Source organism: Pseudomonas carassii, assembly GCF_036324045.1.
Classification (GTDB): Bacteria; Pseudomonadota; Gammaproteobacteria; order Pseudomonadales; family Pseudomonadaceae; genus Aquipseudomonas; species Aquipseudomonas peradeniyensis.
On the sequence record NZ_JAZDCT010000018.1, the window covers coordinates 67,067 to 89,621 of the forward strand.

The 22,555-nt window shown below is 66.5% G+C and carries 21 protein-coding genes; 14 read left to right on the plus strand and 7 right to left on the minus strand.

What is annotated here, in order from left to right; genetic code table 11:
* Nucleotides 1-11: 11 nt before the first annotated feature.
* The 6 genes from V0R62_RS15060 (at nucleotide 12) to glpT (ending at nucleotide 5,581) form a co-directional block, all read left to right on the plus strand.
* Nucleotides 12-1,346 (plus strand): c-type cytochrome, encoded by a 1,335-nt coding sequence (locus V0R62_RS15060; RefSeq protein WP_330104303.1) that lies wholly within the window; start codon nucleotides 12-14, stop codon nucleotides 1,344-1,346.
* 47 nt (nucleotides 1,347-1,393) lie between these two features.
* Entirely contained in the window at nucleotides 1,394-2,410 is a 1,017-nt protein-coding gene (locus V0R62_RS15065) for an XdhC family protein (protein WP_330104304.1), read from the plus strand.
* Between the two features lie 147 nt (nucleotides 2,411-2,557).
* On the plus strand, nucleotides 2,558-3,133 hold the full coding sequence (locus V0R62_RS15070) for a hypothetical protein (protein ID WP_330104305.1): 576 nt from the start codon (nucleotides 2,558-2,560) through the stop codon (nucleotides 3,131-3,133).
* Nucleotides 3,134-3,294: 161 nt separating this feature from the next.
* Complete coding sequence (locus tag V0R62_RS15075; protein ID WP_330104306.1) at nucleotides 3,295-3,600, plus strand: NIPSNAP family protein; 306 nt, start codon at nucleotides 3,295-3,297, stop codon at nucleotides 3,598-3,600.
* A 76-nt stretch (nucleotides 3,601-3,676) separates the two neighbouring features.
* The gene (locus tag V0R62_RS15080) at nucleotides 3,677-4,054 is read left to right on the plus strand and encodes a cytochrome c (RefSeq protein WP_330104307.1); all 378 of its coding nucleotides are present in this window, start codon (nucleotides 3,677-3,679) and stop codon (nucleotides 4,052-4,054) included.
* 174 nt (nucleotides 4,055-4,228) lie between these two features.
* Nucleotides 4,229-5,581, plus strand: coding sequence for a glycerol-3-phosphate transporter (gene glpT, locus V0R62_RS15085; protein ID WP_330104308.1), 1,353 nt, complete (start codon nucleotides 4,229-4,231; stop codon nucleotides 5,579-5,581).
* 48 nt (nucleotides 5,582-5,629) lie between these two features.
* Here glpT and V0R62_RS15090 read toward each other — a convergent pair whose 3' ends face one another.
* The 3 genes from V0R62_RS15090 to V0R62_RS15100 form a co-directional block, all read right to left on the minus strand.
* Nucleotides 5,630-7,234, minus strand: coding sequence for a mechanosensitive ion channel family protein (locus V0R62_RS15090; protein ID WP_408005690.1), 1,605 nt, complete (start codon nucleotides 7,232-7,234; stop codon nucleotides 5,630-5,632).
* Between the two features lie 63 nt (nucleotides 7,235-7,297).
* The gene (locus V0R62_RS15095; protein ID WP_186732615.1) at nucleotides 7,298-7,585 is read right to left on the minus strand and encodes a HigA family addiction module antitoxin; all 288 of its coding nucleotides are present in this window, start codon (nucleotides 7,583-7,585) and stop codon (nucleotides 7,298-7,300) included.
* Between the two features lie 15 nt (nucleotides 7,586-7,600).
* Entirely contained in the window at nucleotides 7,601-7,879 is a 279-nt protein-coding gene (locus V0R62_RS15100) for a type II toxin-antitoxin system RelE/ParE family toxin (RefSeq protein ID WP_330104309.1), read from the minus strand.
* A gap of 257 nt (nucleotides 7,880-8,136) precedes the next feature.
* Between V0R62_RS15100 and V0R62_RS15105 the strand changes: the two genes are divergently transcribed.
* The gene (locus V0R62_RS15105) at nucleotides 8,137-8,538 is read left to right on the plus strand and encodes a hypothetical protein (RefSeq protein WP_330104310.1); all 402 of its coding nucleotides are present in this window, start codon (nucleotides 8,137-8,139) and stop codon (nucleotides 8,536-8,538) included.
* On the opposite strand, the gene V0R62_RS15110 is transcribed toward V0R62_RS15105, so the two are convergent.
* Entirely contained in the window at nucleotides 8,477-8,974 is a 498-nt protein-coding gene (locus V0R62_RS15110; protein WP_330104311.1) for a GNAT family N-acetyltransferase, read from the minus strand. The genes V0R62_RS15105 and V0R62_RS15110 overlap by 62 nt on opposite strands.
* A gap of 4 nt (nucleotides 8,975-8,978) precedes the next feature.
* On the minus strand, nucleotides 8,979-9,188 hold the full coding sequence (locus V0R62_RS15115) for a DUF1737 domain-containing protein (RefSeq protein WP_088852456.1): 210 nt from the start codon (nucleotides 9,186-9,188) through the stop codon (nucleotides 8,979-8,981).
* Between the two features lie 490 nt (nucleotides 9,189-9,678).
* Here V0R62_RS15115 and V0R62_RS15120 point away from each other — a divergent pair, with 490 nt between their 5' ends.
* Nucleotides 9,679-10,728, plus strand: coding sequence for a 3-oxoacyl-[acyl-carrier-protein] synthase III C-terminal domain-containing protein (locus V0R62_RS15120; protein ID WP_330104312.1), 1,050 nt, complete (start codon nucleotides 9,679-9,681; stop codon nucleotides 10,726-10,728).
* Nucleotides 10,729-10,788: 60 nt separating this feature from the next.
* Here the strand turns inward: V0R62_RS15120 and zwf are convergent, their stop codons facing one another.
* Together zwf and gnd are read right to left on the minus strand one after the other, a co-directional pair.
* On the minus strand, nucleotides 10,789-12,282 hold the full coding sequence (gene zwf / locus V0R62_RS15125) for a glucose-6-phosphate dehydrogenase (RefSeq protein ID WP_186732623.1): 1,494 nt from the start codon (nucleotides 12,280-12,282) through the stop codon (nucleotides 10,789-10,791).
* Complete coding sequence (gene gnd, locus V0R62_RS15130) at nucleotides 12,283-13,302, minus strand: phosphogluconate dehydrogenase (NAD(+)-dependent, decarboxylating) (RefSeq protein WP_330104333.1); 1,020 nt, start codon at nucleotides 13,300-13,302, stop codon at nucleotides 12,283-12,285.
* Between the two features lie 160 nt (nucleotides 13,303-13,462).
* Between gnd and V0R62_RS15135 the strand changes: the two genes are divergently transcribed.
* The 6 genes from V0R62_RS15135 (at nucleotide 13,463) to V0R62_RS15160 (ending at nucleotide 22,539) form a co-directional block, all read left to right on the plus strand.
* Complete coding sequence (locus V0R62_RS15135) at nucleotides 13,463-13,630, plus strand: DUF6026 family protein (protein WP_220037411.1); 168 nt, start codon at nucleotides 13,463-13,465, stop codon at nucleotides 13,628-13,630.
* Nucleotides 13,631-14,122: 492 nt separating this feature from the next.
* Nucleotides 14,123-15,682 carry a glycogen synthase GlgA gene (glgA, locus tag V0R62_RS15140; protein ID WP_330104313.1) on the plus strand — a complete coding sequence of 520 codons (1,560 nt, stop codon included), beginning with the start codon at nucleotides 14,123-14,125 and terminating at the stop codon, nucleotides 15,680-15,682.
* A 14-nt stretch (nucleotides 15,683-15,696) separates the two neighbouring features.
* A complete protein-coding gene (treZ, locus tag V0R62_RS15145) occupies nucleotides 15,697-17,439 on the plus strand; it encodes a malto-oligosyltrehalose trehalohydrolase (RefSeq protein WP_330104314.1) in 1,743 nt (580 codons plus the stop codon).
* A complete protein-coding gene (gene malQ, locus V0R62_RS15150) occupies nucleotides 17,436-19,505 on the plus strand; it encodes a 4-alpha-glucanotransferase (protein ID WP_330104315.1) in 2,070 nt (689 codons plus the stop codon). Before treZ ends, malQ begins: the two co-directional genes overlap by 4 nt.
* The gene (locus V0R62_RS15155) at nucleotides 19,502-22,276 is read left to right on the plus strand and encodes a malto-oligosyltrehalose synthase (RefSeq protein WP_330104316.1); all 2,775 of its coding nucleotides are present in this window, start codon (nucleotides 19,502-19,504) and stop codon (nucleotides 22,274-22,276) included. Before malQ ends, V0R62_RS15155 begins: the two co-directional genes overlap by 4 nt.
* A gap of 20 nt (nucleotides 22,277-22,296) precedes the next feature.
* The gene (locus tag V0R62_RS15160; protein ID WP_330104317.1) at nucleotides 22,297-22,539 is read left to right on the plus strand and encodes a DUF2934 domain-containing protein; all 243 of its coding nucleotides are present in this window, start codon (nucleotides 22,297-22,299) and stop codon (nucleotides 22,537-22,539) included.
* The last annotated feature ends 16 nt before the right edge of the window (nucleotides 22,540-22,555 follow it).

The following is a 22,555-nucleotide window of genomic DNA, read 5'->3' on the forward strand; positions in this document are numbered from 1 at the left end:
AAGGACAGCCCATGAACAACAGCCGATTCGCAAGAACCGCAGGCTGGCTGGCCTTGCCGTGCCTGGTCGCGGCAGGCCTGCTGGCCTGGTACGTCACCCGCGAGCCCGCCTCGCCCTTCAGCGCCACGGACAGCGCCGACGCCGCCCTGGTCAGCCGTGGCGAATACGTCGCCCGGCTCAGCGACTGCGTGGCCTGCCACAGCCTGCCGGGCAAGGCGCCGTTTGCCGGCGGCCTGGAAATGGCCACGCCGCTGGGCGCGATCCATGCCACCAACATCACCCCCGACCGCGAGCACGGCATCGGCACCTACAGCCTGGCCGACTTCGACCGCGCCGTGCGCCAGGGCGTCGCGCCGGGTGGGCGACGGCTGTACCCGGCCATGCCCTACCCGTCCTACGTCAAGCTCAGCGACGACGATGTGCGGGCGCTCTATGCGTTCTTCATGAAGGGCGTGCAGCCGGTCGCCGAGGCCAATGTCCCCAGCGACATTCCCTGGCCGCTTAACCTGCGCTGGCCCATTGCCCTGTGGAACGGCCTGTTCGCGCCGACCAGCGCCTATGCGCAGAAGGCCGACCAGGACCCACTGTGGAATCGCGGCGCCTACATCGTCCAGGGCCCCGGCCACTGCGGCAGTTGCCACACGCCTCGGGGCCTGGCCTTCAACGAGAAGGCCCTGGACGAAAGCGGCGCGCCGTTCCTCGCCGGCGCCCTGCTCGATGGCTGGTACGCGCCGAGCCTGCGCCAGGACCACAACACCGGGCTCGGGCGCTGGAGCGAGCCGGAGATGGTGCAGTTCCTCAAGACCGGGCGAAACAAGCACGCGGTGGTGTACGGCTCGATGACCGAGGCGTTCAATAACTCCACGCAGTTCATGAGCGACGACGACCTGAACGCGATCGCCCGCTACCTCAAGTCGCTGCCCGGCGATCCGGGGCGTGACGGCGCACCCTGGCAGTACCAGGCGCTTGCCGCAGGGCCCGACACGCCGGGGGCGCATACCTACGCGACCCGCTGCGCCAGCTGCCATGGCCTGGACGGCAAGGGCCAGGCCGAGTGGATGCCGCCACTGGCGGGCGCCACCTCGATGCTGGCCGCGGAGAATGCCTCGGCGATCAACATCACCCTCAACGGCTCGCAGCGCATCGTCGCCGCCGGGGTGCCGGATGCCTACCGCATGCCGGCGTTCCGCGAGCAGTTGTCGGACCAGGAAATCGCCCAGGTGCTGAGTTTCGCCCGCGGTGCGTGGGGCAATCATGGCGGCGCAGTGGAGGCCAAGGCGGTGGGCACGTTGCGCGGGCATACCGACCCGGCCAGCAGCAGCCCGATCATCCTGCATATGCGCTGATACCGCTCCCACGGGTAAAGCGCGAGCTACAGACTCACGAGGACACCATGGAAAGCATCGACCTGCTGGTCCTGCGCACCACCCATGACTGGCTCCAGGCCGGCCACCGCGTGCTGCTCGCCACCGTCGCCCGCACCTGGGGCTCGTCGCCGCGCCCGGTCGGTTCGATGATGGCCCTGCGCAACGACGGCCGGGTGGTCGGCAGCGTGTCCGGCGGTTGCATCGAGGACGACCTGATCCACCGCTACACCACCGCCTACGGAGGCCCCGGCCTGCCCGAGGGGGCGCCCGAGGTGATCCGCTACGGCATCAGCGCCGACGACGCCCACCGTTTTGGCCTGCCGTGCGGCGGCACGCTGGAGCTGATCCTCGAGTTCATGCCCGCCATCACCCCGCTGCGACAACTGCTGGGGCAACTCGACAACGGCCAGCTGATGCGTCGCCAGCTGACGCTGGCCAACGGCGCGGTCGACCTCGAATCCACCGCCACCCCGGAACAGTTCTGTTTCGATGGCCGGCAAATGATCAACACCCTCGGCCCCGGCTACCGCATGCTGCTGATCGGCGCCGGCGCCCTGGCCGAGTACCTGGCGACCATGGCCCTGTTCAACGGCTTTAGGGTGGCGGTGTGCGACCCACGGCCCGAGCACATGGCCACCTGGTCGGTCGCCGGCGTCGAATACCTGAAGGGCATGCCGGACGATGTGGTACGCGACTTCAAGGCCGACCTGCGCACCTGCATCATCGCCGTCAGCCACGATCCCAAGCTCGACGACCTGGCGCTGCTCGAAGCCCTGCATGGCCCGGCGTTCTACATCGGCGCCATCGGCTCGCGGCGCAACAGCCAACTGCGCCGCGAACGGCTGATCGAGCACTTCGGTGAAACCGAACAGTCTCTCGAACGCCTGCATGGACCCATTGGTATCTACATCGGCAGCAAGACTCCGGCGGAAATCGCGGTAAGCGTGATGGCCGAAGTGCTGGCGGCGAAAAACGCCGTGAGCTTGCCGGGGGCGGTGAGTGTGTCCGGGGCCAAGCACGAGCGTGACCCTCAACCTTTGTAATGCCTGAACCGGCCTCATAGCGGGGCAAGTCGCATCGGTGCGCCGATGCGACTTGCCCCGCTATGAGGCCAGCATTGGCCACACATCTGCCAACCAGTGTCTATGCTTCTTCTCGCATACACCCTCGACCACAAGGAAGACAGGCCAATGAACCCGACCCGCGCCATCGCTCTCGCCTCGCTCATCTTTGCCGCCAGCCTCACCGCCCACGCCGCCGAACTGCCCATCGCCAGCGAAGCGCTGGAAAGCCATGTCACCACCGAAGTGACCAAGATCGACCTGCCCAACCGACAGGTCACGGTCAAGGGCCCCCACGACAAGGACGTGACCTTCCAGCTCACCGAACAGGCCAAGGCCCTGCCCAACCTCAAGGTCGGTGACCAGGTCGACATCAAAGTCACCCGTGCCATCGCCTATGTACTGAACACCAATGTCGGCGGCGCGCCCAAGGCCTCCGAGGAATCGGGCACCATCCGCGCCACCGCGGCCAACCCCAACCCAGGTGGCGAGGCATTCCGCCAGGTCAAGGTCACCTCGCAGATCAAGAAAATCGACCTCAACACTCATGAAGTCACCCTGCTGCCGCCCGAAGGCAAACTGCAGGTGGTCAAGGTCGAGAATCCCGAACTGCAGGCACGGATGAAAAACCTCAAGGTCGACCAGACCGTCGAAGCCATCTTTACCGAAGTACTGAGCGTGGAAACTTCCCGCCCAGCCCAGTAAAACCTTTGGCCGGCCCGCGCATCGAAAGCCATGTGAACCTTTCCCCCCTTCAGGAGGTTTCCCATGGCGATGCGCCTGGCCGCGCCGTTTTGTTGCTGCTTCACCCGCGGCCGCGCCCGCTGTAAGGTGAGCCACCCGGCTCACCCAAAGGATTGCGTGCAATGATCACCTGCCACCTCAAGTACATCATCGACCCCTACCAGATCCCAGCCTTCGAGGCCTATGGCAAGCTGTGGATCGGCCTGGTCAACCGCATGGGCGGCACCCACCACGGCTATTTCCTGCCTAGCGAAGGCGCCAACAACGTCGCCTACGCCCTGTTCAGCTTCCCCAGCCTGGCGGCCTACGAGCAGTACCGCACAGCCTCGGAAACCGACCCGGAATGCATCGCCGCCTTCGCCCTGGCCAGCGAGCAACGTTTCATCCTCAGCTACGAACGCAGTTTCCTGCGCCCCGTGCTCGACTGAGCCAACGCCCTCGCCGCCCCCACACCGGTATTCTGATGCAGGCCAGGGGGCGTGCATGAAACAAGGCCGCACAACAATGAAAACACTGCTCCTCGCTTTATTGGCGCTCGTGCCCCTCGCCCAGGCTTCAACGGCCTTTGCGGACAATGCCAATGGGCAAAAGCTCTACTCGCAACGATGTGCCGTGTGCCACGGCGCCGACATCAAGGGCACCGGCCCCCTGGCTGGCAAAAGCAATCCGCCCACACCTGACCTGACGACCTCCGCCTTCAAGCAACGCCTGAACGAGTACCCGGGGGTCATCGTGTCCTCGGTCATCCTGCGTCCGAACGGCAACCTCATCCCCCGCACCTTGCGGGAGAATGGCGTGAAAATCCCGCCGCACGCCTGGAGCGTTCAGGACCTGCGCGACCTGCACAGTTACATGAGTGGAGTGATCGCGAGAAGCCGATGAGCTGGAATCGGGTGACGGCCCGAGCCCTGTCAGTCCGCGTCACGAGGTCTGCCACGCAGACCATCGCCAACCACGTTCACAAAACAACAGAATCTCCCAGCAAAACCGGTATTTTTTCTGTAACGAAAATGTAAAATTCGTTTTCGCATACCTATAACAAGTTGGGAGCTTCACATGTTTGCCTTCTTCCGCCCTGCCGCGCACCAGGCGCCGCTGCCCGACGAGCGCGTCGACAGCACCTATCGCCGCCTGCGCTGGCAAATCTTCGCCGGGATCTTCTTCGGCTACGCCGGCTACTACCTGCTGCGCAAGAACTTCTCCCTGGCCATGCCCTACCTGATCGAGGAAGAGGGCTACACCCGTGGCCAGCTGGGCGTGGCGATTTCCGCCATCGCCATCGCCTACGGCCTGTCCAAGTTCCTCATGGGCCTGGTCTCGGACCGCTCCAACCCGCGCTATTTCCTGCCCTTCGGCCTGCTGATCTCGGCCGGGGTGATGTTCATTTTCGGTTTCGCGCATTGGGCCACGTCCAGCGTGACGATCATGTTCGTGCTGCTGTTCATCAACGGCTGGGCCCAGGGCATGGGCTGGCCGCCGAGCGGCCGGACCATGGTGCACTGGTGGTCGCAGAAGGAGCGCGGTGGCGTGGTTTCGGTGTGGAACGTCGCCCACAACGTCGGCGGCGGCCTGATCGGCCCGCTGTTCCTGCTGGGCCTGGGCTGGACCAACGACTGGCATGCCGCCTTCTACGTGCCCGCCGCCGTGGCGGTGCTGGTGGCCGTGTTCGCCTTCGCCACCATGCGCGACACGCCGCAGTCGGTCGGCCTGCCGCCGGTCGAGCAGTACAAGAACGACTACCCGGAAGGCTACGACGAAAGCCACGAGCAGGAGTTCAGCGCCAAGCAGATCTTCGTCGAGTACGTGCTGCGCAACAAACTGCTGTGGTACATCGCCATGGCCAACGTGTTCGTCTACCTGCTGCGCTACGGCGTGCTCGACTGGGCGCCAACCTACCTGAAGGAAGCCAAGCACTTCAGCGTCGACACCACCTCGTGGGCCTACTTCTTCTATGAGTGGGCCGGCATCCCCGGCACCCTGCTGTGCGGCTGGATGTCCGACAAGATCTTCCGCGGCAACCGCGGCCTGACCGGCATCGTGTTCATGGCCCTGGTGACCGTCGCCACCCTGGTGTACTGGCTCAACCCGCCGGGCAACCCGACCGTCGACATGATCGCGCTGTTCGCCATCGGCTTCCTGATCTACGGGCCGGTGATGCTGATCGGCCTGCAGGCGCTGGAGCTGGCGCCGAAGAAAGCCGCCGGCACCGCGGCCGGCTTCACCGGCCTGTTCGGCTACCTGGGCGGTTCGGTCGCAGCCAGCGCGGCGATGGGCTACACCGTCGACCACTTCGGCTGGGACGGCGGCTTCGTGCTGCTGGTGAGTGCGTGCGTGCTGGCAATCGCGTTCATGGTGCCGACCCTTTGGCACACCAAGGCAGCAAGTGCCAGTCGCGAGGCGGTGGCCTGATAGCCAAACCCTGAATCGGCGGCGCCTTTTGTAACGGCGCCGCTGGTCTCACTCCCCGGGCGCATCCGGCGCCCGTGCCGGCGCGCTGTACCAGCGTTCGGGCGGTACCCACTTCTCCTGTGCCGGGTCGCCCAGGTAATGCGGCGACATGATCTGCACGCCGTATTCGTTGAACACATCCTGGATATTGGCGTGCAGCAGGCTCAGCAGCTCCGCCCGCGGCCTCGGCTCGCTCGGCACTGCCTGGGCGACCAGGCGGTATTCCGGGTAGAAGTCCGACAGCCCGGTCTGGAACACCTGCGGCCTGGGGCTGGCGAGGATGCCGTCGGTGCGCCGCGCCGCCTCGGTCAGCATCGCCTCCACCTGGCGCCAGGGCGTGTCGTAGCCGATGGTGACCACGGTATCGACGATATACCCCGGCCCCTGTACCGCCCGTGAATAGTTGCGGGTCACGGAACCTGTGATCATCGAGTTGGGCAAGGTCAGCACTTCCCCCAGCCCGGTGCGGATGGTGGTGTTGAACATTCCCACCTCGGTCACCGTCCCCTCGTGCTCGCCGACCCGCACGTACTCGCCGGCCTTGAGCGTGCGCGAGTAGGTGAGGATCAGCCCCGCCGCCGCCTGGCCGACCACACTGGAGGCGCCCAGGGAAATCATCAGGCCCAGCAGCACCGACAAGCCCTTGAACGCATCAGTACCTGAGCCCGGCAGGTACGGGTAGGCCATCACCAGGGCGAACAGCCAGATCGCCAGGGAGGTCAGGCGCGTGGTCGGTTGCAGGGTCTCGCCGGTCAGCCAGGGCACGGTGCCAGGGCGCGCCAGGCGCTCCAGCAGGCGGCGGCTGAAGCTGCTGATGCCACGGGCGATGAAGAAGATGGTGATCGCCACGGCGATGCCCGGGATGGCATGGACGATCCCGTCGAGCAGGTAGCGCAGCAGGTCAAGCAGGTGCAGGTTGAGGCTCTCGCCCCAGGGGCGGGTGTAGGGGAAGCGCGACAGCACGAAGCTCAGCCACTGGTAGCTGAACAGCGCCACCAGCAGCCAGTAGAACAGGCGCAGCAAGCGGTCGACCAGGGCATAGACGTACTGCATGTCGAACAGCGGCAGTTGCCCCACCTTGAGCTGGTAGGCGCGGTTGCGCATCAGCCTGGGCAAGAGGCCAGTGAGCTTGCGCCGGGCAACATGAGAGCCCTTGAGCAGCGCGAGGTAGATCAGCGTGGCCAGCAGCGAGTAGCCCAGGGCCACGAACAGGAAATGCAGGCTGCGCGCCTCGCCGGTTTCGTCCACCACCTGGCGCAGCACCACGGCGGCCTGCTCGGCGGCGGCCCGGGTATCGCCCGAGCCGCCCGGCAGGTCCTGCGGGGCAACGATGAAGGCGCGTCGGTCTCCGATCAGGACCAGTTGGCTGTCCATCATCGGATCGACCCTCACCTGCAACCCCTCGGCACCGCGCAGGGCCTCGTCGACCACCGCCCGGGCGCGCTGCGCACGCACTGTCGGGGGTTCGCCGAGCACGCTGGCGTGGAAGGTGAAGACCGTGCGGTTGGCCACCGTCAGCTGCGCCGCGACAGGTTCCGTGCCATCGGCGTCGTCGGCCATGGCGGCGGGGATCAGCAACAGCAGCGACAACAGCAGGTAGTACAGGCGTTTCATCAGGCAGCTCCCTGGCCTTGCGTGACCTATAGCACGCAAGCGTAGCTGCTCCTTGCAGGGGCTTCAGGCTGCCTGGTGAAGCCGCTTGATTACCGGTTGCTGGCGCTGGCGGGCCTGCCAGATGTCGTAGTCCACCTGGATCGTCAGCCACAGCCGCGCCGTGCTGATGCCAGCCATTTCCAGGCGTACCGCCAGGTCCGGAGAAACCGCCGCACGGCCATGAAGGACCCGGGACAGCGCCTCCCGGGAAAAGCCCAGGTGCTCGGCGAATGCCTTTACCGTCAAACCCAGGGTGGGCAGGACATCTTCACGCAGGGTTTCGCCGGGGTGAGGCGGGTTGTGCATAGCCATGATTTGGCCCCTTGATCAGTGGTAGTCGAGATAGTCGACCAGTTCGACATCACAGCCTGTGAAACGGAACACCAGGCGCCAATTGCCGGACACGCTTATCGACCAGAAACCGAGCCGCTCTCCTTTGAGCGGGTGCAACTGCCAGCCAGGCACACTCATGTCCTCGGCGACCACGGCACTGTCGAGGAACTGCAACTGTCGCCGCAATCGCTGGACATGGGCAGCCTGAATGCCGCGAGCATTGCCCGTTTCGTGGAGGAGCCGCAGGCCTTTGTGGCGAAAGCTGATGATCATGGGGCACGCATCCGTTCCATGCGACAAAACTCGAGTGTGACCCCACGCATCACACATGGCAAAGTATCATATGTGACCCTATGCGTCACACCCTGCCGATGAAAATGTCGCACACTGCTTCGTAGAGCTACCAAAGGCTGTGAAGCATCGAAGGACATCGCCATACTCGCACTATCAGCCGTTCAGAAAGACAGGACAGCTCCAGTGATAGCCAACCCGGCCTCTGTACATGGACGCAAGACTTCAGGAGCGACAAGATGACCGCCCCAGCCTTCACCCCAGAGCACCTGGCCAGGCACGTTGGCAATGGGCCGGTCGACAAACAGGTCAGAGCCTGGCTCGCCACACTGTCCAGCCTGGAGCGCATCGCCTTTCTCAAGAACCTGTGGTCGTTCAATACCCGCTACGCCCTATTGCTGACACAAGGCGCCAGACTTTCCCGACAGGAAAACGCAGCATTGCTCCGTCACTGGCTGGAGTCAGGCAACCATAATGCGGCGCAGGCACTGATCAGCTATTTGGAACCCGTTCTCGGCAAACGGGTGTTCTGGCGTATCGCCGCACAATCGGCACTCACCGAGGCGATGGGCGACTTTCTCAACTATCACAGCCAGGGTCGGCTGGACGCCGAGCGCTCACCGCCAACGGTTTGCACATGAATACCCGGGAGAAACCATCCACCTCTGCGCGATGGGTTTCGCGGTAGCCGAGCTTCTGATAGATCCCGATGTTCTCCGTCATCCGCTCATGGGTGTAGAGCCTGATCGCCGCACACCCTGCTGCACGTGCGTGGGCCTCGGCAAAATCGAGCAAGTGTCGACCGATACCTCGCCCCTTGCATGCAGGTCGTACGGCAACGTTCACCAGCAGCAGGTCGCCCTTCTCACGGCGTACAACAACAACGCCAGCAATACGCCTGGCCTGCATGGCCACGAACACATCGTCGTCACGCACGACCTGCGCATAGTCATCCAGCATGGGGGCCGGCTTACGGCCGATTCGTGCGACGTAGGGGCTGTACGCTTCAGCGACCAACTCTGCTATTTCGCCAGCATCTTCGACACGGGCCGGACGCAGGGTGACGACAGTGCGCATCGTGTCATCCTTGAGAGGCGGCGCCATGGACTGGCCACAATACCGCCTGCGCAGCCACTACATATCCCTTGCTGCTATCGAAGGTCACGCTGGGCGAACCATAAAGCTGATAACCCAAGGCCAGGATCTCGGAAATGCGCTGGCAGAAACTGGCGTCGTCCTTGCCGGTGATCAGGCGATAGACCGGCAGGCCGTTGGGTGGGGTCGAGGGCATCTGAGTATTCCTTTCATGGCAGGCGTCTATCGCGTGCGGGGCCGGGCATCATGCCATAGCTGCCACGTCGATTCGCCTCGGTGGGGCCTGAGCGGGCATGCTCCATAAGGATGGCACCGGCTGCGCCGGTATCGCGGGACAAGCCCGCTCCCACGCCACTCTCAGCACTTGGGCTGTGCCGCTGGCGAGACGCGGGAACATTGATCCACGACATGGATTCGCAAATGCCCTGTGCTAGAAATATGCCGGTCAGTTGGCGTCACCGGGGCTGCTTCGCAGCCCATCGCCAGCAAACCGGCTCCCATGGATACAGCGCAGGCTCAGGGAATGCACGCGCCCTGTGGGAGCCGGCTTGCCGGCGAAAGGCCGCAGAGCGGCCCCCTTTCGCTTGACTGGCAGGCATCAGGCCATTGGCTGCTTACAAGGATGAGCACGCCTCCACTCATGCGCACATACCGCGCAGGATCAACCCCCTCAACAAGGACGTTATATGAAGATCGTCGGGCTTTCCGCAATACTGCCGTCACGCCAAGTCACCAACCAGGACGTCATCAACCTGGTCGAACAACACTCCAGGGACACCTTCCAGGAGGACTTGCCGAAAACCTTGAAGACCATCGGCAAGTTGCTGGAAAAAAGCGGCAGCGACACCCGCCATTGGCTGGCGGCTGACGAGACGCCGATGGCACTCATGGAAACAGCGTTCGACGCGGCGCTGGCCCAGGCCAATATCAGCAAGGCCGACCTGGACCTGTTGATCTATCCCAACGTCACCCGCGGCTTCATCGAGCCGGCCAACAGTACCTTCATCGCCAAGGCGCTGGGCCTGAACTGCCGCAACTTCGATGTGGTCGATGCCTGCAACGGCTGGGTGACGGCCATGGACGTCATCAACAGCAAGATGCAAGCCGGTGAAATCCGCTACGCCGCCATCGTCAACATGGAGTTCGGCATGTCGGAAGGCGGGCCGGTGATGCCCAAGAACTTCTCGTTGCAGTCGCCGGCCGAACTGGCCTACAAGTTCCCGAGCTTTACCATTGGCGAGGCCGCCGTCGTCACCATCCTGAGTAACGAGGCACCGGGGAACTTCAAGTTCTCCTATATCAATAGGCCCGACCTGAGTGACTTGTCGACGATCTCCTTGCCGGACTGGAAGCTGTTCTGCAACGAGGCCGATATCGCCAAGATCGAACCGACCGGTGGCCAGTACCAGTTCAACTCCTATGCCGCCGCCCTGCACGAAGACGGGCGCAACGAAGCGATCAAAGTCTTCAACCTGCAGAAACTCACCGCGGATGACGTGCACAAGGTGTTCATCCATACCGGCTCGCCAAAGATGTGGGAACACATTGGCCAGATGATCGGCGTCGATCACAAGTTGCATCACGTCGGGCACAAGACCGGCAACATCATTACCGCGTCGATCCCCTTCGGCATCTTTGATGCCATGAGCCGCGGCGAAGCCGAGCCAGGCCAGTTCTGCATGGGCTGGGCTGGCAGTGGCGGGATGGTGTTCTCGGCGCTGTCGTTTACCTTGTAGGGCTGCTCTGAAGACCTGCCGCCGTGCTGCAACGGCGGCAGGTCGCTGCCCCCGCTGGCGTCACCCCAGCGTGTGCCACTCGCGCTTGTCCCGCGCCAGCAGCTCGTCGCCGGCCTCGGGGCCATCCTCCCCCGCCGCATACCCGTGCACTTCGCCGCCCTCAGCCGCCCAGGCATCGAGGAACGGTTGCACCGCGCGCCAGCCGTTCTCGATGTTGTCGGCACGCTGGAACAGGGTCTGGTCACCGGTGAGGCAGTCGTAGATCAGCGTCTCGTAACCGGTCGCCGGGGTCATCTTGAAGAAGTCCTTGTAGGCGAAGCCCATCTCGACATTCTCCATCACCAGCTCCGGCCCCGGGCGCTTGGCCTGCAGGTCGAACCACATGCCTTCGTTGGGCTGGATCTGGATCTTCAGGTAGTTGGGCTTGGGCCGCTCCAGCTCGCTTTCGCGGAACTGCGCGTAGGGCGCCGGCTTGAAGCAGATGGCGATCTCGGTGTCGCGCACGCTCATGCGCTTGCCGGTGCGCAGGTAGAACGGCACCCCGGCCCAGCGCCAGTTGTCGATCATCACCTTGAGGGCGACGTAGGTCTCGGTCTGGCTGTGCGGGGCGACGTTGGCCTCCTCGCGGTAGCCGGGGAGCTGCTTGCGGCCCTGCTTGCCGGCGCTGTACTGGCCACGTACGGAATTGCGCAGGGCCATCTTCTGCGACCAGGGGCGGATGGCGCCGATCACCTTGGCCTTTTCACCGCGCACGGCGTCGGCGCCGAAGGCCGCCGGCGGCTCCATCGCGACCATGGCCAGCAGCTGGAACAGGTGGTTGGGCACCATGTCGCGCAGGGCGCCGGTGTTGTCGTAGAACGCCCCGCGCGTCTCGACGCCGACGGTCTCGGCGGCGGTGATCTGCACGTGGTCGATGTAATGATTGTTCCAGAACGATTCGAACAGGCCGTTGGAGAAACGGCTGACCAGGATGTTCTGGACGGTCTCCTTGCCCAGGTAATGGTCGATGCGGTAGATCTGCCGCTCGTTCATCACCTTGAGCAGGCGGGCGTTGAGCGCCTCGGCGCTGGCCAGGTCAGTGCCGAAGGGCTTTTCCACCACCACCCGGCGAAAGCCCCCGCCCGACTCGTCGAGCAGGCCGGCATCGCCCAGGCGCTGGGCCACCTCGGGGAAGAAGCGTGGCGAGGTGGCCAGGTAGAAGATGGCGTTGCCGTGGCGCGTCTTGTCGATGCGCCGGGCCAGGGCCTGGTAGGTCTGCGGATCGAGGAAATCGCCGGTCTGGTAGTCCAGGCGCTTGGCCAGGCGTGCCCAAAGTTTTTCGTCCAGGCACTTGCCGGCGTCACGCTCGGCCATGAAGGCATGCAGGCGCTCGGCGAACGCCTCGGCCGTGGCGGCGTTATGGTCGACCCCGACGATGCGCATGTTGCGATCGAGCAGGCCGTCACGGCTGAGGTTGTACAGCGCCGGCATCAGCAGGCGCTTGACCAGGTCGCCGCTGGCGCCGAACAGGAACAGGGTGCACGGCGGCGCAGCGGGGATGGTCGATTTGCTCATTCAGTCCTTCTTCTTCTCGACGTGGCCGCCAAAGCCCAGGCGCATGGCGGAAAGGATCTTGTCACCATAGGTGCCCTGCTGCTGGCGCGAGCGGAAACGGGCGAACAGCGCGCTGGACAGCACCGGCACCGGCACCGCCTGCTCGACGGCGGCGTCGATGGTCCAGCGGCCTTCGCCGCTGTCGGACACCGAGCCGCTGAATTCGGTCAGTTGCGGGTCGGCGACCAGCGCGTCGGCGGTCAGGTCCAGCAGCCAGGAGGTGACCACGCTGCCGCGGCGCCACACTTCGGCGATCTCGGCCACATTCAGGTCGAAGCGCTGGTCCTCCGGCAATTCCGGGCCGCCTTTGCTGCGCAGCAGGTCGAAGCCTTCGGCGTAGGCCTGCATCAGGCCGTACTCGATGCCGTTGTGCACCATCTTCACGTAGTGGCCGGCACCGGGCGGGCCGGCGTGGATGTAGCCGTGCTCGGCGCGCTCGTGCTCGCCGCTGCGGCCCTGGGTGCGCGGAATGTCGCCGACGCCCGGGGCGAGGGCCTTGAACAGCGGCTCCAGGCGCTCGAACACCGCCTTCTCGCCGCCGATCATCATGCAGTAGCCACGGTCCAGGCCCCACACGCCGCCGGAGGTGCCGACGTCGAGGTAGTGCAGGCCACGCTTGCCCAGCTCGGCGGCACGGCGCACGTCGTCCTTGTAGAAGGTGTTGCCGCCATCGATGATGGCATCGCCCGGCTCGAGCAGGTCGCCCAGCTGGGCGATGGTCTGCTCGGTGATTTCGCCCGCCGGCAGCATGACCCACACTGCCCGCGGTGCCTTGAGTTTCTGCACCAGCGCACCCAGGTCGTGGGCGCCCACGGCACCTTCGCCTTCCAGGGTGGTGATGGCTTCGCGGTTGCGATCGTGGACCACAGTGCTGTGACCTGCGCGCATCAGGCGCCTTGCGATATTGCCGCCCATGCGGCCAAGCCCGATGATTCCCAGTTGCATGTGACGACGCTCCCGTTGGTTTTGCTTTACAACAATTGACGATTTCAGATTAGTCCAGCGTTCTGGCGTAGGGTTCACCGACGAACGGGGCGACAACGATAAACAAAAAAGTTCCCAAGGGCCTGCGAAGAATTCAGAATGCGCGCCGCGCGAAGCGACTACGCTTCAAATTGTCACCAGCCATGCGAGGTGTGCCATGGGTACCCTGATGCCAGCCACTCCCACCCAGACCCTCTACGTCACCGTGCGCCGCGACGAGCTGCGCCAGTTGAAGGACGAACGTGACCAGCTGCGCCAGCAGGTCGCCCAGCTGAACCTGCTGCTGGAGCAGGCCCGCGTGCAAGGCAAGGCCGCCGGTCTCTGATTCATCCTTCCCGTGTGGGAGCGCCATGGCTCCCACCCTCTCGCTGACGCCCTTTCTTGTTGCCGTATCGCGCCCGCCGCGGGTCGAACCCGTTGCGTTGCGCTGCGACCCTCATATTTTGCAACAACTCGCCAACGTTTGCGCGGGCAAACGTCCCCGAGAAATATGACCAACGGGTCACTTTTGTCGCATTTCGTCTCCTACACTCCAGTTTCGGCCCGCGTTTTGCTCATAAAAAAGTGACGTAAAAAAGTCGAACTTTGCAAAACACGGGCAGGTCAGGACTTAAGTGGGCCGACGCAAAAGGACTTCCTCACGTCAGGCCCGCCCACCCCAACCAGTCCATACGTCTTTCGGCCGGAATGCCGAACGTGCCGTGCCTGCGCGCACGAATCTGGGGCAAGGACCGCACTACGAAGATGCAACAACGATCAGAGAGCACACCCACGAGCCAACGTTAAGCACACACCAGAACAAGGGACGGAGAGAAGTATGATCAGTGCCGCTGTCGAACCTCACGTAGAGTCATTCAACCCGGATAGCCGCGAGCCGCTGCCATCGGCGCTCGCCCCGACAGTCAAGGCACCCGGCGCCCAGCGCCAGCACAATCCGAACAAGCGCAAGATCCTGTTCGTCACCTCGGAGATCGCCGACCTGGTCAAGACCGGCGGCCTGGGCGACGTGTCCTCCGCCCTGCCCCGCGCCCTGGCGCACCTGCACGACGTGCGGGTATTGATCCCTGGTTACCGCCAGGTGATGGAAAGCGACAACCCCATCCATATCGTCGGCGAACTGGGCGGCCACGCGGCCCTGCCACCGTGCAGGATCGGCCGCATGGACCTGGCCGACGGCCTGGTGATCTACGTGCTGATCTGCCCCGAGCTGTACCAGCGCGACGGCACCCCCTACGGCGCCAACAACGGCCGCGACTGGCCCGACAACCATATCCGCTTCGCCCGCCTGGGCCTGGCGGCGGCGGAAATCGCCGCCGGCGAAGGCATGGCCCACTGGCGCCCCGACCTGGTGCACGCCCACGACTGGCCGGCCGGGCTGGCCCCGGCCTACATGCACTGGCGCGGCCTGAGCACGCCGATCCTGTTCACCATCCACAACCTGGCCTACCAGGGCGTGTACAGCCGCGGCTGCAGCCCGGAGCTGGCGATCCCCGACCACGCCATGCAACAGGAAGGCATGGAGTTCTACGGCAAGCTGTCGTTCCTCAAGGCCGGCCTGGCCTACTCCAGCCACATCACCACGGTCAGCGCCACATACGCCCGCGAGATCACCACCCCCGAGTTCGGCTGCGGCCTGGACGGTTTCCTCGCCAGCAAGGCCCAGCAAGGGCTGCTCGGCGGCATCCCCAACGGCATCGACGAAAGCTGGGACTCGGCCACCGACCAGCACCTGCACCACAACTTCAGCCTCAACGACTGGGCCGGCAAGGCGCGCAACGCCCAGCAGGTGCGCGAGCTGTTCGAACTGGAGGTGTCAGACGGGCCGCTGTTCGCCGTGGTGTCGCGGCTGGTCTACCAGAAAGGCCTGGACCTGACCCTGGGGGTGGCCGACTACATCGTCCAGCAGGGCGGCCAGATCGCCATCATCGGTCGCGGCGAACCCGAGGAGGAGCAGGCCATGCGCGAGCTGGCCCTGCGTCATCCGGGCCGCATCGGCGTGCGCATCGGCTTCAACGAGACCGACGCAAGGCGCATGTTCGCAGGCAGCGATTTCCTGCTGATGCCGTCGCGCTACGAGCCTTGCGGCCTGAGCCAGATGTACGCCCAGCGCTTCGGTTCGCTGCCGGTGGCGCGCAACACCGGCGGGCTGGCCGACACCATCGACAACGGCGTCACCGGATTCCTGTTCGACGACTCGACCGTCGACAGCTACCGCGAGGCCCTGGCCCGCGCCTTCTACGTGTACGGCAAGAAGAGCCTGCTGAACGCCATGCGCTGCCTGTCGATGACCCAGCCGTTCAACTGGTGCCAGGCGGTGGAACCCTACGCCCGGCTGTACGAAGACCTGGTCAGGCAGGCGCAGCACGCCCATTACTGAGCGGAGAGCCGGCGATGCACAAGCATGGCGCACAGTTGCTGGACGCCACGTCGGCGCGCTTCGCCCTCTGGGCGCCGGATGCGCGCAGCGTGAGCGTGGCGATCGGGCAGCGGCCGCCCCTGGCGCTGCGGACCGACGGCGATGGCTGGTACACCGGTGTCGGTCCCTGCCAGGCGGGCGAGCAATACCACTATTGCATCGACGATGAGCTGCAGGTGCCCGACCCGGCGTCGCGCTATCAGCCCGAGGGCGTGCACGGCCCCAGCGCGCTGGTGGATGTCGGGGCTTATCCGTGGCGGTACCCGTGGCAGGGCCGGCCCTGGCACGAGGCGGTGATCCAGGAGTTGCACGTGGGCCTGCTCGGCGGCTACGACGGCGTGGCCAAGGTGCTGCCGCGCCTGGCCGAGCTGGGCATCAGCGCCATCGAACTGATGCCCCTGGGGCAGTTCCCCGGCGCGCGCAACTGGGGCTACGACGGCGTGCAGCCGTTCGCCCCGCAGCACAGCTACGGCACGCCGCAGGCGCTGTGCGGCCTGGTCGACCAGGCCCACGGCCACGGCCTGATGGTGCTGGTGGACGTGGTCTACAACCACTTCGGCCCAGACGGCAACTACCTGCACCGCTACGCCAGCGGTTTTTTCCGCGACGACCGACAGACGCCCTGGGGCGCGGCCATCGATTTTCGCCGCGCCGAGGTGCGCGAGTACTTCATCCAGAACGCGTTGATGTGGCTGTGCGACTACCGCTGCGACGGCCTGCGCCTGGACGCGGTGCACGCCATCGACCAACCGGACTTTCTCGTCGAGCTGGCGCAGCGGGTGCGCGCCGCCGTCGAGCCCGGGCGGCAGGTGTGGCTGGTGCTGGAAAACGAGCACAACCAGGCCGCGCTGCTGCAACAGGGCTTCGACGCGCAGTGGAACGACGACGGCCACAACGCCCTGCATGTGCTGCTGACCGGCGAGACCGAAGGCTACTACGCCGACTACAAGGAGCGGCCGATCGACCAGCTGGCCCGCTGCCTGGCCGAAGGCTTCGTGTTCCAGGGCCAGCCCGACCGCCATGGCACGCCCCGGGGCGAGCCCAGCGGCCACTTGCCACCGAGCGCCTTCGTGCTGTTTCTGCAGAATCACGACCAGGTCGGCAACCGGGCCCTGGGCGAACGCCTCACCCGCCTCTGCCCGCCGCCGGCCCTGCGCGCTGCCACCGCGCTGTTGCTGCTGGCGCCGATGATCCCGCTGCTGTTCATGGGCGACGACGACGGCAGCCGCGAGCCGTTCCTGTTCTTCACCGATTTTCACGATGAGCTGGCCGACGCCGTGCGTGAGGGGCGGCGCGGTGAGTTCGCCCATTTCGACACTTTCGCAGACCCGCAAAAACGCGAGCAGATACCCGACCCGAATGCCGAGGCGACTTTTGCCTCATCCAGGCCCCGGCAACAGGACGTGCTGGCCGGCTGGCACGGCCTGTACCAGCAATTGCTCGACCTGCGCCGGCGCCATGTCGTCCCGCACCTGCCCGGCGCCCGCGCCCTCGGCACCGAGGTGCTCGGCGACCAGGCGCTGACTGCCCGCTGGCGCCTGGGCAACGGCTGCGAGCTGCGCATCGACCTCAACCTCGCCGCCCGTCCCCAGCCGGTCGCGCTGCCGGCCATGCAACGGCGCCTGTACGACAGCAGCGACAACGCCCACCCCGACTCGACCCTTGCCGCGCACAGCTGCGTGGTCAGCCTGCTGCCCCCCGACCAGGAGACGCCATGAGCGAACAGCCCCTCCACCGCCTGGCCGCGCGGGTCGGCCTAGCCCGCGACTGGATCGACGCCAACAACCGCCCGCAGCAGGTCAGCGACGAGGTATTGCGCCGGGTGCTCGCAGGCCTCGGCCACCCGGCCGACGATGCCGCCGCCATTGCCGCCAGCCTGCGTGCCGTCGAGCAGGCCGAGGACAGCGAACACCTGCCGCCGCTGCTGACCGTCGATGTCGGCCAGCCCCTGGAGCTGCAGCGCTATTTCAGCGCCGACCGCCAGGCACATTGCACACTGGAGGACGGCAGCCCGCGCAACCTGGCCCTGGACGCCCAGGCGCGCCTGCCGGGCGGGCTGCCGCTGGGCTACCACCGGGTGGACATCGATGGCCGCACCTTCACCCTGGCCGTGGCGCCGCCGCGCTGCCATGCCCTGGAGGACCGCGTCGAGCAGCAACCGCCGCGCTGCTGGGGCATCGCGGCGCAGCTGTACAGCCTGCGCCGCCCAGGCGACGGCGGCTACGGCGACTGCCTGGCCCTGGAGCAACTGGCGCGCAACGCCGCCGAGCGCGGCGCCGATGCCCTGGCGATCAGCCCGATCCATACCCTGTCGGCGTTCGACCAGCGCCACTTCAGCCCCTACTCGCCGTCCAGCCGGCTGCTGCGCAACGTGCTCTATGCCAGCCCCGGTGTCGTCTTTGGCGAGCGCGAGGTGCGCATGGCCATCGAGGCCTGCGACCTGCAGGGGAGCCTCGACACGCTGGAGCAGCAGGCGCTGGTGGACTGGCCACGGGCCGCCGATGCCCGCCTGCGCCTGCTCGAGGCGCTCTACCGGCAGTTCAGCCAGGGCGAGCATCCGCTTCGCCAGGACTTCGACAGTTTCCGCGCCAGCGCCGGCGAGCAGCTGGAGCACCATTGCCGCTTCGAAGTGCTGCAGGCCGAAGCGGTCAGTACGGGCCTGGGCGCCGACTGGCGCCGCTGGCCCAAGGCCTGGCACGACCCCTATCACCCTGAGGTCGAGGCCTTCGCCAACGCCTACCCGGCGCGGGTCGAGTTCCACGCCTTCTGCCAGTGGCTGACCGAGCGCAGCCTGCAACGGGCCCAGGACGCGGCGCGCGGCAACGGCATGGCGGTGGGCCTGATCGCCGACCTGGCGGTGGGGGCCGACGGCGCCGGCAGCCAGGCCTGGAGCCGCCAGGACGAACTGCTGGCCGAGCTCAAGGTCGGCGCGCCGCCGGACATTCTCAACCGCTCCGGCCAGGACTGGGGCATCTGCGCCTTCTCCCCCGAGGGCCTCCGGCGCAACGGCTACCGCGCCTTCATCGAGATGCTGCGGGCCAACCTGGCCCATGCCGGCGGCCTGCGCATCGACCATGTGATGGGCCTGCGCCGGCTGTGGCTGATCCCCCGTGGCGCCAAACCCAGCGAAGGCGCCTATCTGGACTATCCGCTGGACGACCTGCTGCGCTTGCTGGCACTGGAATCGGCGCGGCACCAGGCGATCATCCTCGGCGAGGACCTGGGCACCGTGCCCGAGGGCCTGCGCGAACGCCTGGCCGACAAGGCCGTGCTGGGCATGCGCGTGCTGCCGTTCGAGCAGGCCGCGCCCGGGCAGTTCAAGCCGATCCTCGACTGGCCGGACAACGCCCTGGCCACCACCGGCACCCACGACCTGGCGCCCCTGGCCGGCTGGCTGGTGGGTCGCGACATCGACTGGAACCATCGCCTGCAACTGATCGACGCCGCCACCGAGCTGCACTGGCGCCACACCCGGGCCCTGGAGCGCGACGGCCTGCGCCGCACCCTTGAGCAGAACTATGGGCCACTGCGCGGCGACGACGCGCTGATCGACGCGGCTATCCGCTACGTTGGCCATACCCGCGCGCCGCTGGTGCTGGTGCCACTGGAGGACCTGCTGGGCAGCGACGAACAAGCCAACCTGCCCGGCACCACCGAAGGCCACCCCAACTGGCGCCGGCGCTTCCAGGCGCCGGTACGCGACCTGCTCGACGACGAGGACGCCGCCCGCCGCCTGGAGCTGCTGGCCCAAGCCCGCGAACAGGCCTGGGAGCGTGATCGATGAAACCCTTGACCGCAACCCTGCGCTTGCAGCTGCACAGCGACTTCACCCTGGATGACGCCGTGCCGCTGGTGCCCTACTTCGCCCGGCTGGGCATCAGCCACCTGTACGTCTCGCCGATCCTCACCGCCCGCGCCGGCTCCCGGCATGGCTACGACGTGGTCGACCCGACCCGGGTCAACCCCGAGCTTGGCGGCGAGGCGGCGCTCGAACGTCTGGTGGCCGCCCTGCGCCAGCACGGCATGGGGCTGATCCTCGACACCGTGTCCAACCACGTGGCCGTGGGCGGCGCCGACAATCCCTGGTGGCAGAGCCTGCTGGCCTGGGGCCGGCGCAGCCCCTATGCGGAATTCTTCGATATCCAGTGGCATTCCAGCGACCCGTTGCTGGCCGGGCAGCTGTTGCTGCCGTTCCTTGGCAGCGACTACGGCGTGGCCCTGCAGAACGGCGAGATCCCGCTGACCTTCGACACGCAACAGGGGCGTTTCGAGGTGGCCCACCACGAACATCGCTTCCCGATCTGCCCGCTGGACTACGGGCGCATCCTGGGTCAGGCCGAGGACCCACGCTTGCAGGCACTGGCCGCGCACTTCAGTGCCCTTGGCGAGGCCGACGACCCGCTGACCGCGACCCTGCCCCTGCACCACGAACTGGCGCGCCTGGCCGCCGCCGGCGCGGACCTGCAATCGGCCCTCGGCGCCTTCGACAGCCGTACCGAGGCGGGCTTCAAGCGCCTGCACCTGCTGCTGGAACGCCAGACCTACCGCCTGGCCAGCTGGCGCACCGCCGCCGACGACATCAACTGGCGGCGCTTCTTCGACATCAACGAACTCGGCGGCCTGCGCGTGGAGCGCGCGGTGGTGTTCGAGGCCACCCATGCCAAGCTGTTCGAGCTGATCCAGCGCGGCCTGGTGGACGGCCTGCGCATCGACCATATCGACGGCCTGGCCGACCCGCGCCGCTACTGCCGCAACCTGCGCCGCCGGGTCGACCGCTTGCTGGCGCGACGGCCGCTGGATGCCGCGCTGGCGCACTTCCCGATCTATGTGGAGAAGATCCTCGGCACCGACGAACACCTGCACCGTGACTGGCTCACCGACGGCACCACCGGCTACGAGTTCATGAACCAGGTGTCGCTGCTGCAGCACGATCCCGCCGGCGAGGGGCCGCTGGGCGAGCTGTGGAGCGCCATCAGTGAGCGCCCCGAATTCGCCGAGGAGGTGCGCAGTGCCCGCCACCTGGTGCTCAACGCCAGCCTGGCCGGCGACTGTGAGTCGGTGGCCCAGGCCCTGCTGCAGGTGGCCCGCGACGACCTGATGACCCGCGACCTCACCCTCGGCGCCATTCGCCGGGCGCTGCAGGCGCTGGTCGAGCACTACCCGGTGTACCGCACCTATATCAACGCCTGTGGCCGCCCCGCCGAGGACGAGGCGTTTTTCCAGCAGGCGCTGGCCGGGGCGCGACAGTCGCTGGGCGAAGCCGACTGGCCGCTGCTCGAGCAGCTCGAGCGCTGGCTCGGTGGCCAGCCGTGGCGCCGCCTGCCGCCGGGTCGACCGCGCAAGCACCTGCGCCATGCCTGCGTGCGCTTCCAGCAGCTGACCGCGCCCAGCGCCGCCAAGGCCGTCGAGGACACCGCGTTCTATCGCTCGGCCCGCCTGCTGTCGCGCAACGATGTGGGCTTCGACGCCGAGCGCTTCAGCGCCGCGTCGGCCTGGTTCCACAACGAGGCCCAGCGCCGCCTGCGCGATTTTCCCGACAACCTGCTGGCCACCGCCACCCACGACCACAAACGCGGCGAGGACTGCCGGGCACGCCTGGCCGTGCTCAGCGAGTATGGCCCCTGGCTGGCCAGCCGCGTCGAGCACTGGCGCGAGCTGGCAGCGCCGCTGCGCGAAGCGCTGGACGACGGCGAGGCCCCCAGCCCCGCCGACGAACTGCTGCTGTTGCAGACCCTGCTCGGCAGCTGGCCGCTGTCCCTCGACCTGCATGACACACCGGCCCTGCGCGCCTATGCCGAACGCATCCGCCAATGGCAGCGCAAGGCCCTGCGTGAAGCCAAGCTGCGCAGCAGTTGGGCCGCGCCGAACGAACGCTACGAGCAGGCCTGCGCAGCCTATGTCGACGGCCTGCTGCTGGACGACGAGAACCAGCAGCTGCGCCAGTCCCTGCACGAAGCGGCGCGCCGCCTGGCCTGCCCCGGCGCCCTGAACGGCCTGGCGCAATGCCTGCTGCGCATGACCACGCCCGGCGTGCCGGACCTGTACCAGGCCAACGAGTACTGGGACCTGTCGCTGGTCGACCCGGACAACCGCCGCCCGGTGGACTACCCTGCAAGACGGGCCAGCCTGGACGATGCCACGCCCCTGACCGAGCTGCTCGCCCACTGGCGCGACGGCCGCCTCAAGCAAGCCCTGGTGGCCCGGGTGCTGGACGCCCGCCAGGCCCACCCCGAACTGTTCCAGCGTGGCGCCTACCTGCCGCTTGCCGTGCGCGGACGCCATGCCGACAAGGTGCTGGCCTTCGCCCGCCTGGGCGAGGACACCCGCGCCATCATCGTCGTACCACGGCTGGCCAGCACCCTGCTGGGCCCGGCCGCCACCCCGTTGATCCCGGCACAGAACTGGGACGATACCCGGCTTGTCCTGCCGTTTGCCTTGTCGCCTGCCAACTGCTCGGGACTTTTCGGCGGCGGTGCTGTCACCCCTTCAAGGGAGCTGATGTTGAGCACCGTGCTGATGGAGTTTCCGGTCAATGTGTTGATTGAACATGCCTAACTGCATTCAGGAGCGTCGAGATGAGTGTCGAAGAAAAGCGTATTCGCGAGTTCGCCTATCAGATCTGGGAGTCGGAGGGTAAGCCGGCGGGCCAGGAGGACCGTCATTGGCAGATGGCACGCAAGCTGGCCGAGGCCGAGGCGCTTGCGCCAAAGGCCGCGCCTCGCAAGAAGGCGGCGGCCAAGCCGAAGGTAGCGGCGCCGGTGGAGAAACCGGTGGCAGCCAAGAGACCGCGGGCGGTGAAAAAACCCGCTGCCGGCTGATTACTCCACTGGCCTC

Coding starts and splice junctions, on each gene's coding strand:
- V0R62_RS15060 (WP_330104303.1), top strand. CDS start 12: ATGAACAACAGCCGATTCGCAAGAACCGCAGGCTGGCTGGCCTTGCCG.
- V0R62_RS15065 (WP_330104304.1), top strand. CDS start 1,394: ATGGAAAGCATCGACCTGCTGGTCCTGCGCACCACCCATGACTGGCTC.
- V0R62_RS15070 (WP_330104305.1), top strand. CDS start 2,558: ATGAACCCGACCCGCGCCATCGCTCTCGCCTCGCTCATCTTTGCCGCC.
- V0R62_RS15075 (WP_330104306.1), top strand. CDS start 3,295: ATGATCACCTGCCACCTCAAGTACATCATCGACCCCTACCAGATCCCA.
- V0R62_RS15080 (WP_330104307.1), top strand. CDS start 3,677: ATGAAAACACTGCTCCTCGCTTTATTGGCGCTCGTGCCCCTCGCCCAG.
- glpT (WP_330104308.1), top strand. CDS start 4,229: ATGTTTGCCTTCTTCCGCCCTGCCGCGCACCAGGCGCCGCTGCCCGAC.
- V0R62_RS15090 (WP_408005690.1), bottom strand. CDS start 7,234: ATGAAACGCCTGTACTACCTGCTGTTGTCGCTGCTGTTGCTGATCCCC.
- V0R62_RS15095 (WP_186732615.1), bottom strand. CDS start 7,585: ATGGCTATGCACAACCCGCCTCACCCCGGCGAAACCCTGCGTGAAGAT.
- V0R62_RS15100 (WP_330104309.1), bottom strand. CDS start 7,879: ATGATCATCAGCTTTCGCCACAAAGGCCTGCGGCTCCTCCACGAAACG.
- V0R62_RS15105 (WP_330104310.1), top strand. CDS start 8,137: ATGACCGCCCCAGCCTTCACCCCAGAGCACCTGGCCAGGCACGTTGGC.
- V0R62_RS15110 (WP_330104311.1), bottom strand. CDS start 8,974: ATGCGCACTGTCGTCACCCTGCGTCCGGCCCGTGTCGAAGATGCTGGC.
- V0R62_RS15115 (WP_088852456.1), bottom strand. CDS start 9,188: ATGCCCTCGACCCCACCCAACGGCCTGCCGGTCTATCGCCTGATCACC.
- V0R62_RS15120 (WP_330104312.1), top strand. CDS start 9,679: ATGAAGATCGTCGGGCTTTCCGCAATACTGCCGTCACGCCAAGTCACC.
- zwf (WP_186732623.1), bottom strand. CDS start 12,282: ATGAGCAAATCGACCATCCCCGCTGCGCCGCCGTGCACCCTGTTCCTG.
- V0R62_RS15135 (WP_220037411.1), top strand. CDS start 13,463: ATGGGTACCCTGATGCCAGCCACTCCCACCCAGACCCTCTACGTCACC.
- glgA (WP_330104313.1), top strand. CDS start 14,123: ATGATCAGTGCCGCTGTCGAACCTCACGTAGAGTCATTCAACCCGGAT.
- treZ (WP_330104314.1), top strand. CDS start 15,697: ATGCACAAGCATGGCGCACAGTTGCTGGACGCCACGTCGGCGCGCTTC.
- malQ (WP_330104315.1), top strand. CDS start 17,436: ATGAGCGAACAGCCCCTCCACCGCCTGGCCGCGCGGGTCGGCCTAGCC.
- V0R62_RS15155 (WP_330104316.1), top strand. CDS start 19,502: ATGAAACCCTTGACCGCAACCCTGCGCTTGCAGCTGCACAGCGACTTC.
- V0R62_RS15160 (WP_330104317.1), top strand. CDS start 22,297: ATGAGTGTCGAAGAAAAGCGTATTCGCGAGTTCGCCTATCAGATCTGG.